Annotated in this window: 20 protein-coding genes; 4 read left to right on the top strand and 16 right to left on the bottom strand. The window is 68.3% G+C overall.

All coding sequences use genetic code 11. From position 1 onward, the window contains the following. Positions 1-25 precede the first annotated feature (25 nt). From QM841_RS33225 to QM841_RS33165, 13 genes are all read right to left on the bottom strand, one after another. Entirely contained in the window at positions 26-724 is a 699-nt protein-coding gene (locus tag QM841_RS33225) for a ComF family protein (RefSeq protein WP_283335215.1), read from the bottom strand. Between the two features lie 31 nt (positions 725-755). After that, positions 756-2549: an MtrAB system accessory lipoprotein LpqB gene (gene lpqB, locus QM841_RS33220; RefSeq protein ID WP_283335214.1), complete on the bottom strand. Its 1794-nt coding sequence runs from the start codon at positions 2547-2549 to the stop codon at positions 756-758. After that, positions 2546-4318, bottom strand: coding sequence for an MtrAB system histidine kinase MtrB (gene mtrB, locus QM841_RS33215; protein WP_283353761.1), 1773 nt, complete (start codon positions 4316-4318; stop codon positions 2546-2548). Before mtrB ends, lpqB begins: the two co-directional genes overlap by 4 nt. Further along, on the bottom strand, positions 4315-4992 hold the full coding sequence (mtrA, locus tag QM841_RS33210) for an MtrAB system response regulator MtrA (protein WP_005240059.1): 678 nt from the start codon (positions 4990-4992) through the stop codon (positions 4315-4317). The genes mtrB and mtrA overlap by 4 nt, the downstream gene beginning before the upstream one ends. 45 nt (positions 4993-5037) lie before the next feature. Next, positions 5038-5721 carry a dTMP kinase gene (locus QM841_RS33205; protein WP_283335213.1) on the bottom strand — a complete coding sequence of 228 codons (684 nt, stop codon included), beginning with the start codon at positions 5719-5721 and terminating at the stop codon, positions 5038-5040. A gap of 56 nt (positions 5722-5777) precedes the next feature. Further along, entirely contained in the window at positions 5778-7262 is a 1485-nt protein-coding gene (gene ahcY / locus QM841_RS33200) for an adenosylhomocysteinase (protein ID WP_105413171.1), read from the bottom strand. Positions 7263-7352: 90 nt separating this feature from the next. Next, positions 7353-7973: a TetR/AcrR family transcriptional regulator gene (locus QM841_RS33195; protein WP_283335211.1), complete on the bottom strand. Its 621-nt coding sequence runs from the start codon at positions 7971-7973 to the stop codon at positions 7353-7355. Between the two features lie 84 nt (positions 7974-8057). Next, on the bottom strand, positions 8058-9566 hold the full coding sequence (locus QM841_RS33190) for an amino acid permease (protein WP_105413173.1): 1509 nt from the start codon (positions 9564-9566) through the stop codon (positions 8058-8060). A gap of 28 nt (positions 9567-9594) precedes the next feature. After that, positions 9595-10521: a cation diffusion facilitator family transporter gene (locus tag QM841_RS33185; protein WP_283335210.1), complete on the bottom strand. Its 927-nt coding sequence runs from the start codon at positions 10519-10521 to the stop codon at positions 9595-9597. 75 nt (positions 10522-10596) lie between these two features. Continuing rightward, the gene (manA, locus tag QM841_RS33180; protein WP_283335209.1) at positions 10597-11829 is read right to left on the bottom strand and encodes a mannose-6-phosphate isomerase, class I; all 1233 of its coding nucleotides are present in this window, start codon (positions 11827-11829) and stop codon (positions 10597-10599) included. After that, entirely contained in the window at positions 11829-12908 is a 1080-nt protein-coding gene (locus QM841_RS33175; RefSeq protein ID WP_009479522.1) for a hypothetical protein, read from the bottom strand. The genes manA and QM841_RS33175 overlap by 1 nt, the downstream gene beginning before the upstream one ends. Positions 12909-12985: 77 nt before the next feature. Next, positions 12986-14353, bottom strand: a complete 1368-nt coding sequence (locus tag QM841_RS33170; protein WP_283335208.1) for a phosphomannomutase/phosphoglucomutase — start codon at positions 14351-14353, stop codon at positions 12986-12988. Between the two features lie 104 nt (positions 14354-14457). Beyond that, positions 14458-14853: a DUF3499 domain-containing protein gene (locus QM841_RS33165; RefSeq protein WP_280781622.1), complete on the bottom strand. Its 396-nt coding sequence runs from the start codon at positions 14851-14853 to the stop codon at positions 14458-14460. An 80-nt stretch (positions 14854-14933) separates the two neighbouring features. Between QM841_RS33165 and QM841_RS33160 the strand changes: the two genes are divergently transcribed. Further along, on the top strand, positions 14934-15425 hold the full coding sequence (locus QM841_RS33160) for a metallopeptidase family protein (protein WP_029539455.1): 492 nt from the start codon (positions 14934-14936) through the stop codon (positions 15423-15425). A 1-nt stretch (position 15426) separates the two neighbouring features. Here QM841_RS33160 and QM841_RS33155 read toward each other — a convergent pair whose 3' ends face one another. Then, complete coding sequence (locus QM841_RS33155; RefSeq protein WP_166680705.1) at positions 15427-15687, bottom strand: WhiB family transcriptional regulator; 261 nt, start codon at positions 15685-15687, stop codon at positions 15427-15429. 467 nt (positions 15688-16154) lie between these two features. Here QM841_RS33155 and cofD point away from each other — a divergent pair, with 467 nt between their 5' ends. The 3 genes from cofD to QM841_RS33140 are packed head-to-tail and all read left to right on the top strand — an operon-like array spanning position 16155 to position 19040. Further along, the gene (cofD, locus tag QM841_RS33150) at positions 16155-17120 is read left to right on the top strand and encodes a 2-phospho-L-lactate transferase (protein WP_283335207.1); all 966 of its coding nucleotides are present in this window, start codon (positions 16155-16157) and stop codon (positions 17118-17120) included. Next, on the top strand, positions 17117-18481 hold the full coding sequence (locus QM841_RS33145; protein ID WP_283335206.1) for a coenzyme F420-0:L-glutamate ligase: 1365 nt from the start codon (positions 17117-17119) through the stop codon (positions 18479-18481). Before cofD ends, QM841_RS33145 begins: the two co-directional genes overlap by 4 nt. 10 nt (positions 18482-18491) lie before the next feature. Beyond that, the gene (locus QM841_RS33140; protein WP_283335205.1) at positions 18492-19040 is read left to right on the top strand and encodes an NUDIX hydrolase; all 549 of its coding nucleotides are present in this window, start codon (positions 18492-18494) and stop codon (positions 19038-19040) included. Positions 19041-19484: 444 nt separating this feature from the next. Here QM841_RS33140 and manB read toward each other — a convergent pair whose 3' ends face one another. Beyond that, positions 19485-20564, bottom strand: coding sequence for a mannose-1-phosphate guanylyltransferase (gene manB / locus QM841_RS33135; protein WP_280785198.1), 1080 nt, complete (start codon positions 20562-20564; stop codon positions 19485-19487). Beyond that, the gene (locus QM841_RS33130) at positions 20554-21453 is read right to left on the bottom strand and encodes a glycosyltransferase family 2 protein (RefSeq protein ID WP_283335203.1); all 900 of its coding nucleotides are present in this window, start codon (positions 21451-21453) and stop codon (positions 20554-20556) included. The genes manB and QM841_RS33130 overlap by 11 nt, the downstream gene beginning before the upstream one ends. Positions 21454-21471: the final 18 nt, after the last annotated feature.

The following is a 21471-nucleotide window of genomic DNA, read 5'->3' as shown; positions in this document are numbered from 1 at the left end:
GCGAGTGCCACTGTTCGGCAGAATTTCATCCGACACCCGCCACGACGACCACCGCGCTCACTCGGATACCCACTCGCGACAGCACCCGGACCGACTCGGCGGCGGTCGCCCCGGTGGTCGACACGTCGTCCAGCAGTACCACCGATACCCGTTGCAGTGCATCCGATTCCGACAATCGATGCCGTGCGAATCCGCGACCGCTGCGCGTCAACCGGACGCCACCCTCGAGGTTTACTCGACGTTGATCTGCGCTCAGTCCGACCGAATCGCGCACGGCGTGTCGCATCACGAGCGCGGGGCACACGCGTCTGCCTCCCACCGCGGCGACGGCGATCCGGGTGACGGGGTCGCCGCCGCGTGCACGGGCGGCCCGGGGACGCGTCGGAGCCGGCACCAGAACCACCGGGGCCACGTCCGGCGGGTCGAGTTCACCCCACTGCTGCAGACGGCCCAGAGCGCCCGCGACGGCGGATCCGAGGGGCGCAGCGAGATCACGCCGCCCGCGTTCCTTCGCGGCGATCACGGCCCGACGTCGGGCACCCGAGTACGGCCCGAGGGCCCACACCCCGACCCCGGGATCCACGCGGGGCCGGAGCAGCACGGGATCGTCGGCCAACTCCGTGGCGCAGCGGGCACACCACTGCGTGCCCGGCACACCGCACCCGCCGCATTCGGCGGGCAGGATCAGGTCGAGCAGACTCCGGAGGCCGGGCAGGGCGCGCATGCGGGCAGTATCGGCGACCGCACCGACAGCCTCAGCCCGGCAGGACCGGGATCGCCTTCACACCCGTCAACCCGGGGACCTCCCGCCAGTACCGGTCGCCCGCCGGATCGTTGTTGTTCAACTGGAACACCGCGCGGGAGTCGGCGACGAACTCCGTGGTCGTGGACGCGTCCACGGCCACCACCGGCGCGGTCAGGTTGCGGCTCGGCAGCGCGTCCATCCGCGAGCCGTCGACGGCCACCTGCACCACTGGGATGTCCGAGGCCGCGCGCGCGACGACGATCGTGTCGCTCGTGCTCCAGTCCAGCGACAGCGCCGGGCTGCCCAGACCGATCGCGACCGCACGGGGATTCGTCAACGCGTACTCACCGCCCGGCATCTGGGTGACGATCGCGAGGTAGACCTTGCCGTCGACGATCAGCGCCGCGCGCACCCCGTCGCGGGACAGCCGCAACTCGGTGATCGTGGCACCCAGCGCGGTGACGGCGCCGGCATCGACGTTGACCACCGACGTCCGGCCGGTTCCGGGCTCGCGCAACACCCGAATCACCGTGTTGCCGTTGACCGCTGCCCAGATCGCCGAATTGTCGGGTGCCCATGTCGGGCGGGTGATCGCGCCGCCTTCGAGCACCGACGCGGCACCGTCCTCGTATGCGCCGACCATCAGCGAACTCGCGGGTTCCGGGGCGGGACGCCCGGTGTCCGCGACCGCGGCGACCAGCTTTCCGTCCTGCGACAGCGCGAGCGAACGCATGTTGCGGGCCGAACCGAAGTACCCGGGCACCGGGGTGACGCCGGTCTCGGTGACGCTCACCATCGACCCCTCACGCAGCGCGTGCAGCCCCACGGTGGCACTCGAGGTCGCGAACGGATTCATCGACGCGACGTCCGCGGTGGTCCACCCGTTCGGGAACCGCTCGTCGAAGGGCTCGCCGTCGGCGAGCAGCACATACGGGCCCGAGATCTCCGCGTTGGCCAGCGTCCAGATCACCTGCGCCGCGAACAGCTGCTTCGCCTGCGCGTCCATGGGCGGCACGCCGGCGAAATCGATCCGGATGCCGCCGAGCCCCACCCCCACCTGCGCGGTGCGGCCGTCGGCCTTCGTGATCGGGCCCCGCACGGACACGCCGTCACCGAGCTCGTTGCGCACGGCCGGGGCGAGGGCGGCCTTCGGCCCGTCGATCAGCAGGCCGATCAGCTGCGACGCCATCTGGTCCTGGGCGCCCGACACCCAGCGCGGATCCGGCACGACCGTCGTCCCGGCCGGATCCAGGAAGTACAGCGATTTGCGCTGATAGGTGTTCAGGAACTGTGCCCGGTCCAGGATCACGCCGGCGGGGAGCTCGGAGATCCTCCACTCCCCGTCGAGTAGCTCGAGGCTGATCTTCGTCTCGAAGCTTCCCTCCTCCGCCACGTACAGTCCGCCGGGCTCGAGCTGCCCCACCTTGTTGGCGCGGATCGTGTACGTCGCCTTGTCGGCGGACCGGGTCTCCGGCAGCACGTCGACCTTGTCGACGATGGTCGCGCTGGCCGCGTCGTCCCAGCTGCCGGACACCCCGGCGGTGAGGAATTGGCGGGCCGCCAGATGCCGGTCGGTCGGGTCCGTGCTGGCCTTGAAGAAGTCGCGGAGCAGCAGGTCGGGTTCACGCCCCGGCGCGGGGGCCGCGACACTCGATCCCGGCGAGTCACGGTTGATCGTGCCGATCGCCTGCGGTGTGGAGGAATCCGGGAGGCTCGCGCACCCACTGACCGTCACGAGCACCGCCAGGACGATCGCTCCGCACACCGACCGCGACAGCAGGACGGATCGCCGGCCGGGCGTCACAGGTCCTGCTCCGGAAGGTGCGAACCGTCTCGGTCACCGACGTGCGCTCGCTCGCGCTTCCGGGGAACCGTGCGGGACTCGTCGGCCACCGTCTCCGGGCTCTCGTTGCGCACCGGCAACGTGGTGTCGCCCGGGACGGGCTGCCCTTGAACGTATTTCGCGGTTCCCGGTTTCAACGGCAGCGGGCTCGACACGACCTTGCGGCCCCGCACCCGCGGCAGCGTCAGCCGGAAGCAGGCGCCTTGGCCGGGTTCGCCCCACGCCTCGAGCCTGCCGTCGTGGAGATTCGCGTCCTCCACACTGATCGCGAGTCCGAGGCCGGTACCGCCCGACCGTCGCACACGCGACGGGTCGGACCGCCAGAACCTGTTGAACACCAGCTTCTCCTCGCCCGGCCGCAGCCCCACGCCCTGGTCGCGCACGATGAACGCCGCAGCGCTGTCGTCGGCGCGCAGGCGCAGCAGCACCGGTTTGCCTTCTCCGTGATCGATCGCGTTCGCGAGGAGGTTCCGCAGAATGCGTTCCACGCGACGCGGGTCCACCTCGGCCATGACTGCCTGATCGGGCAGGTCAACGATCAGTTCGGTCCCGCTCTCGCGCGCGAGGTGACGGACCGTCGAGATCGCCGCACGCGCACACATCCGGACGTCGAGTTGCTCGGCGGCCAGTTCCGCGACACCGGCGTCGTGCCTGCTGATCTCGAGGAGGTCGGCCAGCAACCCCTCGAACCGGTCGAGTTCGGCGACCAGCAATTCCGACGACCGCCGGAGCACGGGGTCGAGGTCGTCGCTGCCGTCGTGGATGAGGTCGGCCGCCATGCGCACGGTCGTCAGCGGGGTCCGCAGCTCGTGGCTCACGTCGGAGGTGAATCTCTTCTGGAGATTTCCGAACTCCTCGAGCTGGGTGATCTGTTTCGAGAGGCTCTCGGCCATCTCGTTGAAGGACATCGCCAGCCGGGCCATGTCGTCCTCGCCGCGCACCGGCATGCGTTCCTTCAGCCGGCCGTCGGCGAAGCGCACCGCGATCCGGGACGCCGACCGGATGGGCAGAACCACCTGCCGGGCGACGAGAAGCGCGATGGCCGCGAGCAGCACGGCGAGCACCGCACCACCCACCAGCAGCGTGCCGCGAACCAGCGACAGGCTGCGGTCCTCACTGGCCAGCGGGAACACGAGGTACAGCTCGAGCGTGGAGATCGCGGACGCGGTCGGGCTCCCGACGATCAGCGCCGGCCCCGAATAGCCTTCGGGATCGTTCACGGTGGCGAACTGATAGGCAACCTGACCGGCCTGGACGAACGCCCGCAACGATTCCGGGATCTGGTCCGCCGGACCGCTGGACGTCGGGGCCCGGGGGCCGTCACCGGGCACGATCAGCACGGGGTCGAACGTTCCCGCCGACCCCGACGCCTGACCGGCGTCGGGCTCCCGGTTCGTCAGCGCGGCCCGGGCACCGTCGAGCTGGGTGGTGGGCGAACTACTGTCGTCCGCGCCGGCCAACTGCCCCTCGACCGTGCTGCGGGCACGGTCCATCTCCTCGGTCGCCGCGTTGATCTTCGTTTCGAGCAGACGGTCGGTGATCTGACTCGTCAGCACGACGCCGAGCACGACGATGACGATGAGCGACAACGTCAACGTCGAGACGACGACCCTCAGCTGCAGCGAACGACGCCACGTGTGCGCGAGGGTATTGCTCAGTGAGTGACCCCACCGAAGGATCGGCGAAACGCGTCGGTTGACGCGACGCCGCCATCGGGAAACACCTGTCACGGCGGTCCGGCCTTGTAGCCGACCCCCCTGACCGTCAAAACCACTTCGGGATTTTCGGGATCAGTCTCGACCTTGGCCCGCAGACGCTGAACGTGCACGTTGACCAGTCGGGTGTCGGCTGCATGTCGGTAACCCCACACCTGCTCGAGCAGGACCTCACGGGTGAACACCTGTCGCGGCTTGCGCGCCAGAGCCACCAGGAGGTCGAACTCGAGGGGGGTGAGGGAGATCAGTTCTTCGCCCCGGCTCACCTTGTGGGCGGGGACGTCGATGACGATGTCGGCGATGCTGAGCAGCTCGGCCGGCTCGTCCTCGGTCCGGCGAAGCCGTGCCCGAACCCGCGCCACCAGCTCCTTCGGCTTGAACGGCTTCATGATGTAGTCGTCCGCGCCGGATTCCAATCCGAGGACCACGTCGACGGTGTCCGTCTTCGCGGTCAGCATCACGATGGGCACACCGGAATCGGCCCGCAGGACGCGGCACACGTCGATGCCGTTCATGCCGGGCAGCATCAGGTCGAGCAGCACGAGGTCCGGGCGTGTCTCCCGGACCGCGGTGAGCGCCTGGGTCCCGTCCCCCACCACATACGGATCGAATCCTTCGCCGCGGAGGACGATCGTGAGCATCTCCGCGAGCGCAGTGTCGTCGTCGACAACCAGAATCCTTGGCTTCATGTCCCTATCGTTGCATCTTCGGAGGCCGTAACAGCCCGTTCGCCGTTACGGCGTGCCGTGTTCTTTCTCGTCACGGCGTGCCGTGTCGTCACTCAAGAGTGCCAGGTTTTCGGCGAGCGTGACCGGATCGGTGTCCGGGGTGAGCACCCACCACGGCGAAATCCAGTCCTTCACGGCCAGCTCGCGGTACACCTCGCCGGTGCGTTCCTGCAGTCCACGGTCGCGTTCGTAGGCGTCCAGCGACCGGCTCGCATCCGCCGATTCGCGGCCGCGGGCGCGTTGCGCGGCGAGTGCCACGGGGACGTCGAGATACAGCTGCAGGTCGGGCCGAGGTAGCCCCAGCCGCTCGAATTCGAGGTTCTGCACCCAGCCCACGAACTCCCCGTCCGCCCCCTGATGCAACCGAGCTGCGCCGTACGCGGCGTTGGACGCCACATAGCGGTCGAGGATCACCAGGTCGTGTCCGGCGAGCAGCTCTCCGAGCTCTCCGACGGCACCGGACCGGTCCAGCGCGAACAACACGGCCATCGCGTGCACGGAGTCGCTGAGGTCGCCGTGCGCGCCCTTGAGCGCCTCGGACGCCAGATCCGCGTGCACGGACCTGCCGTACCGCGGAAAGTCGAGGGTGCCGACCGTCAGGCCCTGTTCGGTGAGGCGTGCCACCACTGCGCCGACGAGTGTTCGCTTGCCGGCGCCGTCCAGGCCTTCCAGCGCAATCAGTTTTCCCACGAGGAAGAAGGCTATCCCCCGGCCCGCCCGCGACGGGCCGGGGGACGCCGCAGCCTCTAGTAGCGGTAGTGCTCGGGCTTGAACGGGCCCTCGACGTCGACGCCGATGTACTCCGCCTGCTCCTTCGTGAGCTTGGTGAGCGTGCCACCGAGCGCCTCGACGTGGATCTTCGCGACCTTCTCGTCGAGGTGCTTCGGGAGGCGGTACACCTCGTTGTCGTACTCCTCCGGCTTCGTCCACAGTTCGATCTGCGCGATCACCTGGTTGGAGAAGCTGTTGCTCATCACGAACGAGGGGTGGCCGGTGGCGTTGCCGAGGTTCAGCAGGCGGCCCTCGGACAGCACGATGATCGAGTGGCCGTCCTTGAACCGGAACTCGTCCACCTGCGGCTTGATGTTGATGCGGGTGACCTCACCGGAACGCTCGAGGCCCGCCATGTCGATCTCGTTGTCGAAGTGGCCGATGTTGCCCAGGATGGCCTGGTGTTTCATCTGCTTCATGTGCTCGAACGTGATGATGTCTTTGTTGCCCGTGGACGTGATGACGATGTCGGCCCAGCCGATGGCCTGCTCGACCGTCTTCACCTCGAAGCCGTCCATCAGCGCCTGGAGGGCGTTGATGGGGTCGACCTCGGTGACCGCGACGCGGGCACCCTGTCCGCGCAGAGCCTCCGCGCACCCCTTGCCGACGTCGCCGTAACCGCAGACGAGCGCGGCCTTGCCGCCGATCAGCACGTCGGTGCCGCGGTTGATACCGTCGAGCAGCGAGTGCCGGGTGCCGTACTTGTTGTCGAACTTGCTCTTGGTAACCGAGTCGTTGACGTTGATGGCCGGGAACGTGAGTTCACCGGCGGCCGCGACCTGGTAGAGACGCAGGACACCGGTCGTGGTCTCCTCGGTGACGCCCTGTACCGACTCCGCAACCTTGGTCCACTTGGTCTTGTCCGCTTCGAGGGACTGACGCAGCAGGGCGAGGAACACCTTGTACTCGTCGGAATCCTGCTCGTCGTCGGTGGGCGGCACGACGCCGGCCTTCTCGAACTGCGCGCCCTTGAGGACGAGCATCGTGGCGTCGCCGCCGTCGTCGAGGATCATGTTCGCGGGCTTGTCGGCGTCCGGCCAGGTGAGCATCTGCTCGGCGGCCCACCAGTACTCCTCGAGCGTCTCGCCCTTCCACGCGAAGACCGGGGTGCCCTGCGGCTCCTCGGGCGTGCCGTGCGGGCCGACGACGATCGCGGCGGCGGCGTGATCCTGCGTCGAGAAGATGTTGCACGAGGCCCAGCGGACCTCCGCGCCCAGAGCGACGAGCGTCTCGATGAGGACGGCCGTCTGGATGGTCATGTGCAGCGAACCGGAAATGCGAGCGCCCTTGAGCGGCAGCACCTCTGCGTACTCGCGGCGAAGCGCCATCAGTCCCGGCATCTCGTGCTCGGCGAGCCGGATCTCCTTGCGGCCGAACTCGGCGAGCGAAAGGTCCGCCACCTTGAAATCGATCCCGTTTCGGCTCTCGGCCACGGGCGTGGTTGAAACTGAGGTCGTCATCTGCCTCTCCTGTTTGACTGCTGTTTCGGTCAAGGCTATCGGTACTGCGGCCCGAGGGTCACACTCACGTGAGGCTGCGCCGCGGGGCGGTCACTCCCGATCGGCCCCGTCGACCGCCTCGTCCACGAAAGGCCCCAGAAGAGCACCCAGATCCTCGGCGACGTTGGCCTCGGATTCGGGTGGCATCGAGATGTAGCTCATAGCGAGGCGCACGATGGCGCGGCTGAGAATCCCCGCGTCCGACGGGCTCGCCCGCACCCAGCACCGCTGGAAGACGTCGGCGAGCCGCGTGGACGCCCGCTCGATGATCGGCGCGCTCTCGGTCGTGATCAGACGCAGCAGATCAGGCTTGGTCTCGCCGCGCAGAAGTGACTGTACGAGCGGGTCGGACAGGCTGGCCGCGAAGAACGCGGTGAACCCGGAGAGCAGCGCGGCCCGACCTTCCCCGACGTTCGCCACGAGCGCCTCGTCGACGGCGTCGACCAGTTCGTCGGCCAGCCGGAGGGCGTACGCCTCCGCCAGCCCCTGCCGGGACTTGAACTCGTTGTAGAGCGTCTGCCTGCTCACCCCGGCGCCGGCCGCGACATCCGACATCGTGATGTCCGACCAGTCCTTCTCGAACAGGAGATCCCGCATCGCATCGAGCACCGACTGACGCAGCAGCAGGCGCGCAGCCTCCTGATAGGGCACCCGGACACGCGACGAAGTCATGGCCAAGACATTAGTGCCCGCCACCTCCGGGGTACTCGCCCGGTACTGCCGCTCCGGCACCCGGAGGTCGAAACCCGTTGCGTGTCAGACCTCGCCACGGCTTCGTCTCTCCATCATCGAGTGGCGGCGGCTGTAGGCGAAGTAGATGATCACGCCGAGCGCCATCCACACGATGAACCGGATCCACGTCTCGACGGACAGATTCACCATCAGCCACAGGCAGGCGAGGACGGCGAGGACGGGCACCCACGGGACCAGTGGGACACGGAATCCGCGGGGCAGGTCCGGTCGCGTCCGGCGCAGCACGATCACGCCGACCGACACGAGGACGAACGCGAACAGCGTTCCGATGTTGACCATCTCCTCGAGGGTGCCGATCGGGAAGATCCCCGCGAGCACCGCCACCACGACTCCGACGAGCACGGTGATCCGAACGGGTGTGCCGTGCTTGCCGGTCGGCGCGAGCCGCCTCGGCATCAGTCCGTCCCGGGACATGGCGAACAGCACCCGGGTCTGCCCGAGCATCAACACCATCACCACGGTGGTCAGGCCCGCGAGCGCACCGAACGAGATCAGGTTCTTCGCCCACGTGATCCCGTGGATGCCGAACGCGGTCGCCAGATTGGAACTGTCCCCGGCCAATTCGTGGTAGTCCACCATGCCGGTGAGCACCAGTGTCACCGCCACGTACAGGACTGTCACGATCAGCAGCGATCCCAGAATTCCGCGGGGCAGCGCCTTCTGCGGATCCTTCGTCTCCTCGGCGGTGGTGGCGACGATGTCGAAACCGATGAACGCGAAGAACACCAGGCTCGCCGCTGCCAGCAGTCCGTACCAGCCGAACGTGCTACCGCCGGCGCCCGTGACGTAGGAGAACAGGGACTGGTGGATGCCCTCGCCCGTGCTGCCCGCCTCGGACGGGGGAATGTACGGCGAGTAGTTGTCGGTATCGATGTAGAACGCGCCGACGACCACCACCACGAGCACCACGGCCACCTTGATCGAGGTGATCACGAGGGAGACCCGCGACGACAGCTTCGTGCCCGTCGCCAGTACGACGGTGATGATCGCGACGATGAGTACCGCACCCCAGTCGAACGTGACCGAGCCGATCTGCGCCACCGGCGTGTGGTTGCCGATCACCTCACCGAGATAGAGCGACCAGCCCTTCGCCACGACCGACGCGGCGAGCGCGAATTCGAGGATGAGGTCCCAGCCGATGATCCACGCGATCAGTTCACCGAACGTCGCGTAGGAGAACGTGTACGCGCTGCCCGCGACCGGAACGGTCGAGGCGAACTCGGCGTAGCAGAGCGCGGCGAGCCCGCACGCGATGGCGGCGATCACGAACGCCGCCGACACCGAGGGACCGGCGACGTTGCCTGCGGTGCGCGCGGTGAGCGTGAAGATGCCGGCACCGATGACGACGGCGACACCGAAGACGGTCAGGTCCCACGCCGTCAGATCCTTGCGGAGTTTGGTTTCCGGTTCGTCCGTGTCTCGGATCGACTGCTCGATCGACTTGGTGCGGAACAACCCGGTCGGCCTGCCGCCGAGGTGCGGTTCTCCACTGTCTTTGTCCTGGATGGCCACATCAGCCTCCTCAATCGAAAGTTGCCGTTCAGCCTATGCCTTCGGTTGCCCGGAACAGGTCGGGTTCGATGTAGATGCGGCGAGCCGCGGGGACGGCGTCACGCACTCGCGCCTCGGCCTCGTCGATGGCGTCGGCGACCGCACTGATGTCCGATCCTGCGGCCACGGCCACTTTCGCGGCCACGAGGATTTCCTCGGGTCCGAGGTACTGCGTCTTGCAATGGATGACGCGCTCGATCTTCTCGCCGTCGACGAGAGCGGCGAGAATGCGCGACTCCTCGTCGGCGGTCGCTCCTTCACCGATCAGCAGGCTCTGCATCTCGACGATGAGGATGATCGCGATGATTCCGAGCAGGGCGCCGATGCAGAGGGTGCCGACACCGTCCCACACCGGATCCCCGGTGAGCATCGTCAGTCCGACACCACCGAGCGCGAGAACCAGACCGACCAGTGCGCCGGTGTCCTCGAGCAGCACGACGGGAAGCTCCGGGCTGCGCGACGTGCGAATGAATCCCCACCAGCTCGCCTTTCCCTTGAGAGGGCGCGACTCCCGCGCGGCCGTGAGGAAGCTGAATGTCTCGAGTCCGATGGCGATCACCAGGATGACCACCGCCACGAGGGGCGACGTGAGTTCCTCGGGATGCTGGATCTTGTGGATGCCCTCGTAGATCGCGAACAGCGAACCGAGGCTGAACAACACGAGCGCGACGACGAACGAGTAGAAGTAGCGGCTACGCCCGTACCCGAACTGGTGCAGGTCGTCGGCGGCGCGTGCGGCCTTCTTCTGGCCGAGCAGGAGCAGGCCCTGGTTGGAGGTGTCGGCCACCGAGTGCACGGATTCCGCCAGCATGGATGACGAGCCGGTGATCAGGAAGCCGGCGAACTTGGCCACCGCGATACCAGCATTGGCGCCGAGCGCGGCGAGAATCGCCTTCTTCCCCCCATGAGCCGACAACTGACTTCTCCTCTCGGTCGCACACGACCCTCGCGACGGGCCGCGGAGCCCCTCCCGGATCAGGGCGGGTACAGGCTACGCGATCGGCGGGCCGACCCTCGCACTGAACAACTGGGCGCACTCGGTGCCCGCGGTCACCACCACTTCGGGGTCCTCGGCCGCGATCCAGACGGCGTTGCCCTGGGACAGTTCGAGGGCATCGGTTCCGCACCGCAACTCCACCGAACCCGAAGTGCACAGCAGAATGTGCGGTCCCTCCGAGTCGAGCCGGTGCTCCGTGGGGCCGTCCGGTGACAGGTCGATCCGCGCGAGAAAGAATTCCGGCGCCGGCGTGGAGTACACGAATTCGCCACTGCCCGGGCGCTCTTGCGCCTCCAGTATCGGAATGTCGACGGTGTCGAAGTCGAGGACGCGCAGCAACTCCGGAACGTCCACGTGCTTGGGCGTGAGTCCCCCGCGCAGCACGTTGTCGGAGTTGGCCATGATCTCGACGGCCATCCCGTGCAGGTAGGCGTGGAGGTTGCCCGCGGCGAGGTACAGGCCCTGCCCCGGTTCGAGGGTGACCCGGTTCAGGAGGAGCGCGGCCAGCACCCCCGCGTCTCCCGGGTACACCTCACTCAATTCGAGGGCCGTGCGGATCTCCGCCGCGAACTCGCCGTCCCTGGTGTTCGACAGATAGGCGACGCATCCGTCGAGCACCCTCGGCATCAGCGCGCCGAGCACGGGTTGCGGCAACGTGATCCACGTGGTGAACAGCGCGCGGAGACCGTCCGAGTCGGGTTGTCCGGCAATCAGGCCGACGTAGGGCTGCAGCTCCGGAACCGCGATCGCCTCGAGCAGCTTGACCGTCCGCTGAGGGTCCCGGAAACCGGCGAGCGCGTGGAACCGGCTGAGGGCCACGACGAGTTCGGGTTTGTGGCTGGCGTCCTTGTAGTTGCGCACCGAGGACTCGAGCGGGATTCCCGCTTCGTTCTCCCGGGCGAATCCCTCCCACGCCTGCTCGGCGCTCGGATGGGCCTGCAACGACAGTGGTTCCTCCGACGCGAGCAACTTCAACAGGAACGGGAGGCGATCGCCGAACGTCTCCACACTCCGCTTGCCGAGCTGACGTTCGGGTTCCGAGTGCACCAGGTCCAGAAGGGACCGGGGCCCCTCCTCGGTGAGAACGCGGGCGGGATCACCGGGGTGCGCGCCCAACCACAGTTCCGCCTCCGGATGCGCCGTGGGAACCGGAAGTCCACGCAGCTGCGCGATGGCTGTGCGCGATCCCCACGCGTAGGACCGCAGCGCACCTTCGAGTCGGTGCACTAGATACCGCCGATCAACTGGAGATACGCGGCAGTCATGTCGAGCCTGCCGACGAGAACCGCCGCCTGTTCCAGCTCGGGACGCTGCGACGGAACCTGACCCTCGTCCGAGGACGCGACGACGAGGTCGACGTCGCCCAGGGCGGCGATCCTGCGTTCGACGAGCATCCGATCGGCGTCGGCGGACAACACGAACGTGCGCACCGGGCTCGCCGACGGCGGACCGTCCAACTCGGGATCGTGGAATATCGAGTCGTGCGCGGAGAGCGCCTGGTCGACACGGAACGTGCCCGCCGCGCTCAGAACGTCCGGAAGTTCCGACGCGGTCGCCACACGACCCGCGTGCAGCAGCGCCTCGGCGCCGTGCCGGGCCAGTTCCACCGTGCTCTCCGTGTCACCCGTGAGCACGATGCGGCGTCCCTGCATGCGGGAGGCCAACGATTTCGCCGGATTGTGGAACACCTCGCTGTTCGGCCTGTCACGCAGCGCCTCACCGTCGACGGCGTCGGCGATCTGCTCGAGGTCGGGAACCTCGTCGCCCCAGCGTTCCGAACCGACCACGCGGAGGACGGCCAGCAGTACGGCAAAGTACCGCAGCAGACCGTGCCGGGTGAGTGCCCGCACCCGCGGCGCGAACATGACGACGCGTCCGGCCGCCGCGGCCTGCAAGGGTCCCTCGTCCGGCGCCGCCACCACGACTTCGGCGCCGCGGCGCACCGCTGCGTCGATGGCCTGCACGAGCCGGGGGTCGCCTGCGTCGTCGCCGGCCACCACCACCACGTCCAGCGGGCCCACCCACACGGGGGTCCGGGTGGCGCGCACCAGCGGGAAACCGATCCGTTCGGCGAGGACCGCCGTCAGGATCGCCGCCCCGCGGCTGGCACGCCCCGCGCCGGTCACCACCACCACGCTGCGCGGACGCAGCCCCTGCAGTCGTTCGAGAGCCCCCTCCTCGACCGCGGACCGGGTGGCCCGGATCTGGGCACCCCCCATGGCGGCGGAACGCAACACACCCTCGGTGTCCGCCGCGACCAGTGCGTCCCCGTCGTCCAGATCGAACAGGGGCGTCGGCGCTGTCATGACACCGCACCCCCTTTCTTCATCAGTGCAAGCCACATTCGCAACACGAGCAGAACCTGTAGTTCCAACTATGGCAGTCAGGCTCGGACGATGCCCAGTATCTCGGTAACGAGTGCATCTACCTCGGCCGCCGTCGCCGCCTCCACGTTCAATCGCAGGAGCGGCTCGGTGTTGGAGGCCCGCAAGTTGAACCACGCGCCGTCCGCCAGTTCGACCGTGACACCGTCGAGCCGGTCCACGACCGTGGTGCGGTCCGCGAACGCCGACAGCACCGCGTCGGTCCGTTCGGCGGCGTCCGCGACGGTCGAGTTGATCTCCCCCGACGCCGCGTACCGCTCGTACTTCGCCATCAGCTCGGACAGCGGACGATCCTGCTCCCCCAGCGCCGCGAGAACGTGCAGTCCGGCGAGCATCCCGGAGTCGGCGCCCCAGAAGTCGCGGAAGTAGTAGTGCGCGGAGTGCTCGCCGCCGAAGATCGCGCCCGTCTCGGCCATCTGCTGCTTGATGAACGAATGCCCCACCCGGGTGCGGACCGGGTGTCCGCCCAGCTCCGTCACCAGCTCCGGCACCGCGCGGGACGTGATGAGGTTGTGGATGACGGTCGCGCCGGGCTCCTTGGCCAGCTCCCGCTCCGCGACCAGGGCGGTGACGGCGGACGGCGACACCGGGTTGCCGAGCTCGTCGACCACGAAGCAGCGGTCCGCGTCGCCGTCGAAGGCCAGACCGATGTCGGCACCGGTCTCACGGACGTACCGTTGCAGATCCACGAGGTTCGCCGGGTCGAGCGGATTCGCCTCGTGGTTCGGGAACGTGCCGTCGAGCTCGAAGTACAGCGGCTCCAGCTTCACCGGCATCGGCTCGAACACCGCGGGAACGGTGTGCCCACCCATGCCGTTGCCCGCGTCGACGGCAACCGTCAGCGGGCGGAGGTCGGAGAGGTTCACCAGTCCGCGGACGAAGCTCGCGTACTGCTCGAGCACGTCCTCCTCGGACACCGTGCCGGGAGCGCCGTCGAACGCGGGGACCCCGTCGACGACCTCGGCCGCGATCGTGGAAAGGCCCGTCTCCTGCCCCACCGGCTTCGCGCCTGCGCGGCACAGCTTGATGCCGTTGTACTTCGCCGGGTTGTGGCTCGCCGTGAACATCGCACCCGGGCAGTCGAACAGCCCCGACGCGAAATACAGCTGATCGGTGGACGCGAGACCGATGAGGACTACGTCCAGGCCCTGGGCGGTGACGCCGTCGGCGAATGCACGGGCCAGGTCCGGGGAAGACGCGCGCATGTCGTAGCCGATCACGACCTTCGTGGCGCCGTCCTCGCGAACGAGTCGTGCGAATGCGCCACCCACGTCCTGCACGAACGCGGCGTCGATGTGTTCACCGACGACACCCCGCACGTCGTAAGCCTTGATCACGGCATGTACGGACTCGGCTGATCGCGCCACTTCTTGTTTCTCCTTTACGAGCACCAGTGCTGGCGCAAGCCTAATGCCTGCCCTTCGCGGGCACGGCACGCCGCGGGCCGCAGGCCCCGAAGCAGGCGGGGACGTCAGTTGGAAGGGTCGGGAAGTACCCGCAGATGGCCGCGACGACCGGTGCGTGCCGGGCCGGGCTGGGTGCCGGTCTCCGCGCGATCCTCGGTGGACAGGGTCCGTTCGGACCGCCCGCGATCGCCGAGGCCCGCCTCCCGCACGGCCTCCGCCAGCGCGGTCAGGTCGTCCTCGTCCGGGGTGCTCGACGAGAACCCACCTTCGTACCGAACCAGTTCCCAGCCCTTGGGTGCGGTAATCCTCGACGCGTGCGTTTCGCACAGATCCCACGAGTGCGGTTCGTCGACCGTGGCGAGCGGGCCGACGACGGCGGTGGAGTCGGAGTAGACGTACGTGAGCGTCGCGACAGCGGGGTTCTTGCACCCGGGGCGGCAGCATCGACGCAGAGATCTCACAGCTAGGGAGCCTAGCCCCACGAAGGCCCGGCACCTACTCGGACACACCGAGAGTGTGCGGCTGTCGTAATGTCCACACCATGTCCAGAGCACGACGCAGGCGTCCCGTGACCACCCGATCCGTCGACCGACGGGGACGGGGAATCCGCGGGTCCGTGTTCCCTCCGGACGCGCCGGCACGACGGAGCCGCGCAGAGAAGTTCGATCTGGTGGTGCTCGAGGCGTTCGCGCCGATCGACGCGCGCTGGCGCGAACGCCTGACGAAGCTGGACATCGCCGTCGACGAGGTCCCGAAAATTCATGCGCTCGACCCGGATTCGGTCAACTGGCCCGCCGAGGTCGTGGCGGACGGGCCCGTGCCACTGTCCCGACTGATCCCGGCCGGCATCGACCGGCACGGATCCACGACGCGGGCGCGAGTCGTCCTGTTCCGGCGACCGCTCGAACAGCGCGCCAAGGACCCGGACGACCTCACCGACCTGGTGCACGACGTGCTCGTACAGCAGGTGAGTACGTACCTCGGAGTCGAACCCGAGGTCATCGACCCGGATTTGCCGGGCGACGAAGACTGAACTAGACGATCCCCCGCTTCAGGCGCCGGCGCTCACGCTCCGACAGACCACCCCAGATACCGAACCGCTCGTCGTTGGCCAGTGCGTAGTCGAGGCATTCGTCCCGCACCTCACAGCCCAGGCAGATGCGCTTCGCTTCCCTGGTGGAGCCTCCCTTTTCGGGGAAGAAGGCCTCAGGGTCGGTCTGCGCACAGAGCGCGCGTTCCTGCCACTGATCCTCGATGGTCTCGAACAATTCGTCGAAACCGGTCACCAGACTCAACGCCGGGCGGGGGCCCGTCGTCTCGACTTCCTGTGCGACGAGTTCCGGCACAGGAATTTCTTTCACACTGCCTTCTTGCACACAGACTTCTTGAACACAGACGCCGTCCGCTGCGCCTGCTTCGGAATTGGTCTGCGGTTCGTCGCTTACTGTGCTCCAGCGAGTCTCCGACTCGATCTGCTCATTGGGCATCGTTCCGCCTCCTCACCTGTGATAGCGCAGAAAATTTCGATCGATCATGTACCCCGAACCGAACACCCCTGCCACCCGTTCGAACAACCGTTCGAATTGATCCCCGCTGCAAGTGATTCCACGCCCACAACGTCGGAATGACATATTTGTGATTAGACACGCCCAGCGTGTCGCGGTCAAGCTAACCGTCGAAAGTCGATTACTATTTCGCGCTCTCGATTCGCTCCGGGGAAGCAGCACACAGGAGGCGGGCGGCCACCGCCTAGGCTTGCACCGTGAACGTGACTGTATTGGTTGGCGGGGTGGGTGGGGCCCGGTTCCTGCAAGGTGTGCGGAGACTTCTGGGGGCCGATTCGGGCCATGTCGTTACGGCGGTGGTCAATGTCGGTGACGATGTGTGGATGCACGGGCTGCGGATCTGCCCGGACCTGGATACCTGCATGTATACCCTCGGCGGCGGTATCGACACCGAGCGTGGGTGGGGGCATGCCGGGGAAACCTGGAACGCGAAGGAAGAACTCGCCGCCTATGGTGCGAAACCGGATTGGTTCGGGCTCGGGGACCGGGACATCGCCACGCATCTGATCCGCACCCAGATGCTGCGGACGGGGTATCCGTTGTCGGCGGTGACCGAGGCGTTGTGCAACCGGTGGCAACCGGGTGTGACCTTGCTGCCGGTGACCGACGATCGTAGTGAAACTCACGTCGTGATCACCGATCCCGAGGACGGGGAGCAGCGGGCGATCCACTTCCAGGAGTGGTGGGTGCGGTACCGCGCCCAGGTCCCGACGCACAGCTTCGCGCACATCGGCGCCGAGCAGGCCGCCCCGGCGCCGGGGGTGCTCGAGGCGATCGAGGCCGCCGACATCGTGTTGCTGGCACCGTCGAATCCGGTGGTCAGTGTGGGGGCGATCCTGGCGGTGCCCGGGATCCGGGGTGGTCTGCGCACCACCGCGGCGAAGGTGGTCGGGATCTCGCCGATCGTCGGCGGAAAACCGTTGCGGGGCATGGCCGACGAATGCCTCGACGTGATCGGGGTGGACACCTCGGCGGAGGCGATCGGCCGGTGGTACGGGGCACGGTCCGGGACCGGGATCCTCGACGGCTGGCTGGTCCACGACACCGACACCGCCGAGATCCCCGGTGTGGAGGTGGCCCGGGTGCCGCTGATCATGACCGACCCCGACGCCACCGCGGCGATGGTGCGGGCGGCGCTGGACGTGGCGGGGGTGACGTTGTGAGCGACCCTGCGGGTGCGTCCGGGCTCGATCACGCCCCGGGCGGGGCGATCGAGATCCGCCCGGTGACCGGTCTGCCCGAGTTCCGGCCCGGCGACGACCTCGCGGCGGCGATCGTCGCGGCCGCACCGTGGCTCGCCGAAGGGGACGTGCTGGTGGTCACCAGCAAGGTGTTCTCGAAGGTCGAGGGCCGGATCGTGTCCTCGCCCTCCGACCCGGAGGAACGCGACGCCGCCCGACGGCGCCTGGTCGAGCAGGAAGCGGTGCGGATCGTGGCCCGCAAGGGCCGGACCCTGATCACCGAGAACCGGCTCGGGATCGTGCAGGCCGCGTCGGGGATCGACGGCTCGAACGTCGAGGGCTCCGAACTGGCGTTGCTGCCGGAGGATCCCGACGCCAGCGCCCGCGCCCTGCGCGATGCGATCGAGGTGGCGCTCCGGGTGCGGGTGGCGGTGGTGGTCACCGACACCATGGGCCGGGCGTGGCGCAACGGTCAGATCGACGCCGCGATCGGCGCGGTCGGGCTGCCGGTGCTGCACGGCTACGCCGGGTCCCGCGACAGTCAGGGCAACGAACTGGTGGTCACGGAGGTGGCGGTCGCCGACGAGATCGCCGCCGCGGGGGATCTGGTCAAGGGCAAACTCGGTGGGGTACCGGTCGCGGTCGTGCGGGGCCTGGATCTGGTCGACGACGGTTCGCGGGCACAGGATCTGATCCGCCGCGGCGCCGAGGACCTGTTCTGGCTCGGCACCGCCGAATCCGTCGAACGGGGCCGGGCGGAGGCGGTGCTGCTGCGCCGCTCGGTCCGCCACTTCGCGACCGACCCGGTCGACCCGGATGCGGTACGGGCGTCGATCGCGGACGCCCTGACCGCACCCGCACCGCACCACACCCGACCGGTCCGCTTCGTCTGGGTCCGCACCCGCGCGGTCCGCGACGCACTGCTGACCCGGATGCGGCAGCAGTGGCGCACCGACCTGGCCGCCGACGGGATGAGCGCCGACGCGGTCGACGCGCGAGTGGCCCGCGGCAACATCCTGTTCGACGCACCGGAGGTGATCATCCCGTTCTGCGTCCCCGACGGCGCCCACCACTACCCCGACCAGCGTCGGCAGGCGGCGGAGTCGACGATGTTCACCGTCGCGGTCGGAGCCGCGGTGCAGGCACTGCTGGTGTCGTTGGCGACCAAGGGAATCGGCAGCTGCTGGATCGGGTCGACGATCTTCGCCGCCGACACCGTCCGCAGCACCCTCGACCTGCCCGCCGACTGGCAACCCCTCGGCGCGATCGCCGTCGGCCACCCCCTCGAACCACTGACCCCCCGACACGCCGCCGACCCCGGCGACGCCCTGATCGAGAGATGACCCACGCGCAATGAGCGCCGAATCACTACACCTCACCGCGACCGCCGCACTCGAGGGCTGGAAAACGCTCGACGAGAACGACGAATCGTTGCGCCACACCATGCTCGCGTTCCTCGCGTCGGCGCCGCTGGGGTGCCTGCGGGAGCACGCACCCGGACACATCACGGCGTCCTCCCTCGTCCTGGACGAGGGGGGATGTCACGTGCTTCTGACCCTGCATCCCCGGGTCGGCCGGTGGATCCAATTGGGCGGGCACTGCGAGCCTTCCGACGAGACCGTCGTCGACGCCGCGCTGCGGGAGGCGTGCGAGGAATCGGGAATTCCCGACCTCCGGATCGATCCCGTCCTGCTGTCGGCGCACACCCACCCGATCACGTGCTCACTCGGACAGCCCACCCGGCACCTGGATCTCCGGTTCGTCGTCCGCGCGCGTCCCGACGCCCACATCGTGCGTAGCTCCGAATCGACGGACCTCCGCTGGTGGCCGGTGGACGCACTGCCGCCGAACGCGGAGAAGTCCACGATCGACCAGCTCGTGCACCTGGCCGGACTGCGCTAGCGGAGCGGCGCCTGCGTCGGGCGTTTCGCCGAGATACGGTCGCCGGAGGATGTTCCCCAGATCGCCGGGTCGGCGTAGCCGAGATCTCCCGAACGGGCCGCAAGTTGCTCGGCAACCCGATCCGATCACCCGCGTATCCGTTGGGACGCCTCGGGTCCGGATCGCCGCGGGGCGCGAACCTCGAGGCCTGCTACCCGTGCGGGCACGTCGACAAGGCGAACCGGATCACACAGGATCGGTTTGTGTGCCGGGTGTGGACATGTCGATCAGGCAGATCACAATGCCGCGTTGAACATCGCCTACCTGGGGTACGTGAAGTACATGACCACGACGCACGGCTATTGGGCCGCCTAATCAACCGGCCTACAGTCGGCGCGCACCCGACAGCCAGTCGGGGACGCGACTGGCAAACCCGGCCCTTCAGGGCAGGGGTACGTTGATCTCTCACACGTCCGTGCTGAACCGGACCCCGCCGTCGGGCAACGTCACGCCCGGCCACACCCGGGCGCCGCGCAGGAGTTCGCACCGGGCGCCGATGTCGGCTCCGTCACCGATCACCGCGTCACGCACCAGAGCCCGCGGCCCGATGCGTGCGCCGAAACCGATGATGGACCGTTCGACGGTCGCTCCGGCCTCGACCACGGCGCCGTCGAACAGCACCGCGCCGTCGAGTCGCGCGCCCGCACCCACCTCGGCGCCGCGGCCGACGACGGTCCCGCCGATCAGCAGCGCGCCCGGGGCGACACCCGCACCCGGGTGGACGAGCGACTCGCCGCGCGGTCCGTCGAGCGCAGGCGACGGTGCGATGCCGCGCACCAGGTCCGCGGAACCGCGCACGAAGTCCTCGGGGGTGCCCATGTCGCGCCAGTACGAGGAGTCGACGTGACCGTAGATGCGGGCGTCCTCGGCCAGCAGAGACGGGAACACCTCGCGTTCCACCGACACCGGACGACCCTCGGGGATCCGTTCGATGATCTCGCGCTTGAAGACGTAACAGCCGGCGTTGATCTGGTCGGTCGGCGGGTCCTGCGTCTTCTCGAGAAACGCGGTGACCCGGCCGTCGGCGTCGGTGGGCACGCAGCCGAACGCCCGCGGATCCCCCACCCGCACGAGATGCAGGGTGACGTCGGCGTCCCGGTTCCGGTGGGTGTCGAGGATCGCGCCCAGGTCGGTGCCGCCGAGAACGTCGCCGTTGAAGACCATGGCGTGGTCACCGCGCAGCTTCGGCAGAACGTTGCGGATGCCGCCACCGGTGCCGAGTGGTTCGGTCTCGGTGACGTAGTCGATCTCGAGACCGAGCTTGGAACCGTCGCCGAAGTACTCCTCGAAGACCTCCGCCTTGAAAGACGTCCCGAGGACCACGTGCGTGATCCCGGCCGCCCCGATCCGCGCGAGGAGATGCTGGAGGAACGGCAGACCCGCCGTCGGCAGCATGGGTTTGGGCGCCGACAACGTCAGCGGGCGGAGCCTCGTTCCCTGACCGCCGACCAGCACCACTGCGTCGGTCGTCTTCTCAATTGCCATGAGTCGTTCCCCCCTCGTTCTGGTTCGTGCGTCGTTCCCGGACTGCGGCAGCCACGGCGATCTTCGACCGCACTGCCAATCCTCCCCGAAGTGCCCACCGAAGCGGCGCCTGCCACCAGTGGGGATGACGATCGGCCTGGAACCGGTACGCGCTCTGATGGTGAGCGGGCAGCATCAGTTCCGGATGCTTGCCCGCGGCGTGCCCCTTCGCGTGGGTGACCTCTGCGGAAGGCACGTACACGTTCAGCCATCCGGCCTTGCCCAGGCGGTCGCCGAGGTCGACGTCCTCCATGTACATGAAGTAGCGGGAATCGAAGCCGTTGATCGAGTCGAAGGCCGCGCGCCGCATGAGCAGGCACGAACCGGACAACCAGCCAACCGACCGCTCGCTGACCGTCTCGTTTTCCTGGCGGTAGCCGGAAGTCCACGGGTTGGACGGCCACACCGTGCCCAGAATCGCGTGCCCGGCACCCGACACGAGGTCGGGCACCTGGCGTGCCGACGGGTAGATGCTCCCGTCGGGTTCCAGGACGAGAGGTCCGAGCGCCCCGGCACGCGGCCAGCGCTCGGCGGCCGCGAGAAGTACGTCGATCGATCCGGGCGCCCAGCGAACATCCGGATTGGCGATGACGACGAACTCGATCTCGTCGTCGATCTCCGCCACAGCCCTGTTGATGGCACCGCCGTAGCCGATGTTCCCGCCGGTGCGCAGCAGGCGCACGTGCTCGTGCGCCGCGTCCGCGGCCTCGGGGGCGCCGTCCGTCGATCCGTTGTCGGCCATCACGACCTGCGGATCTTCTTTCGTCGCCTCGGCGAGAGTGCCCAGGAATTGCTCCAGATGCTCACCTGGCGAAAAGGTCACCGTCACCACGGCCAGCTTCGAACTCACGCGGGCAAGCGTAGCCGC

The sequence above is a fragment of the Rhodococcus sp. IEGM 1307 genome (assembly GCF_030056915.1).
Taxonomy (GTDB): domain Bacteria; phylum Actinomycetota; class Actinomycetes; order Mycobacteriales; family Mycobacteriaceae; genus Rhodococcus_F; species Rhodococcus_F opacus_D.
The sequence above is the reverse complement of the archived record's forward strand: the minus strand, read 5'-3'. Positions and strand labels throughout refer to the sequence as shown.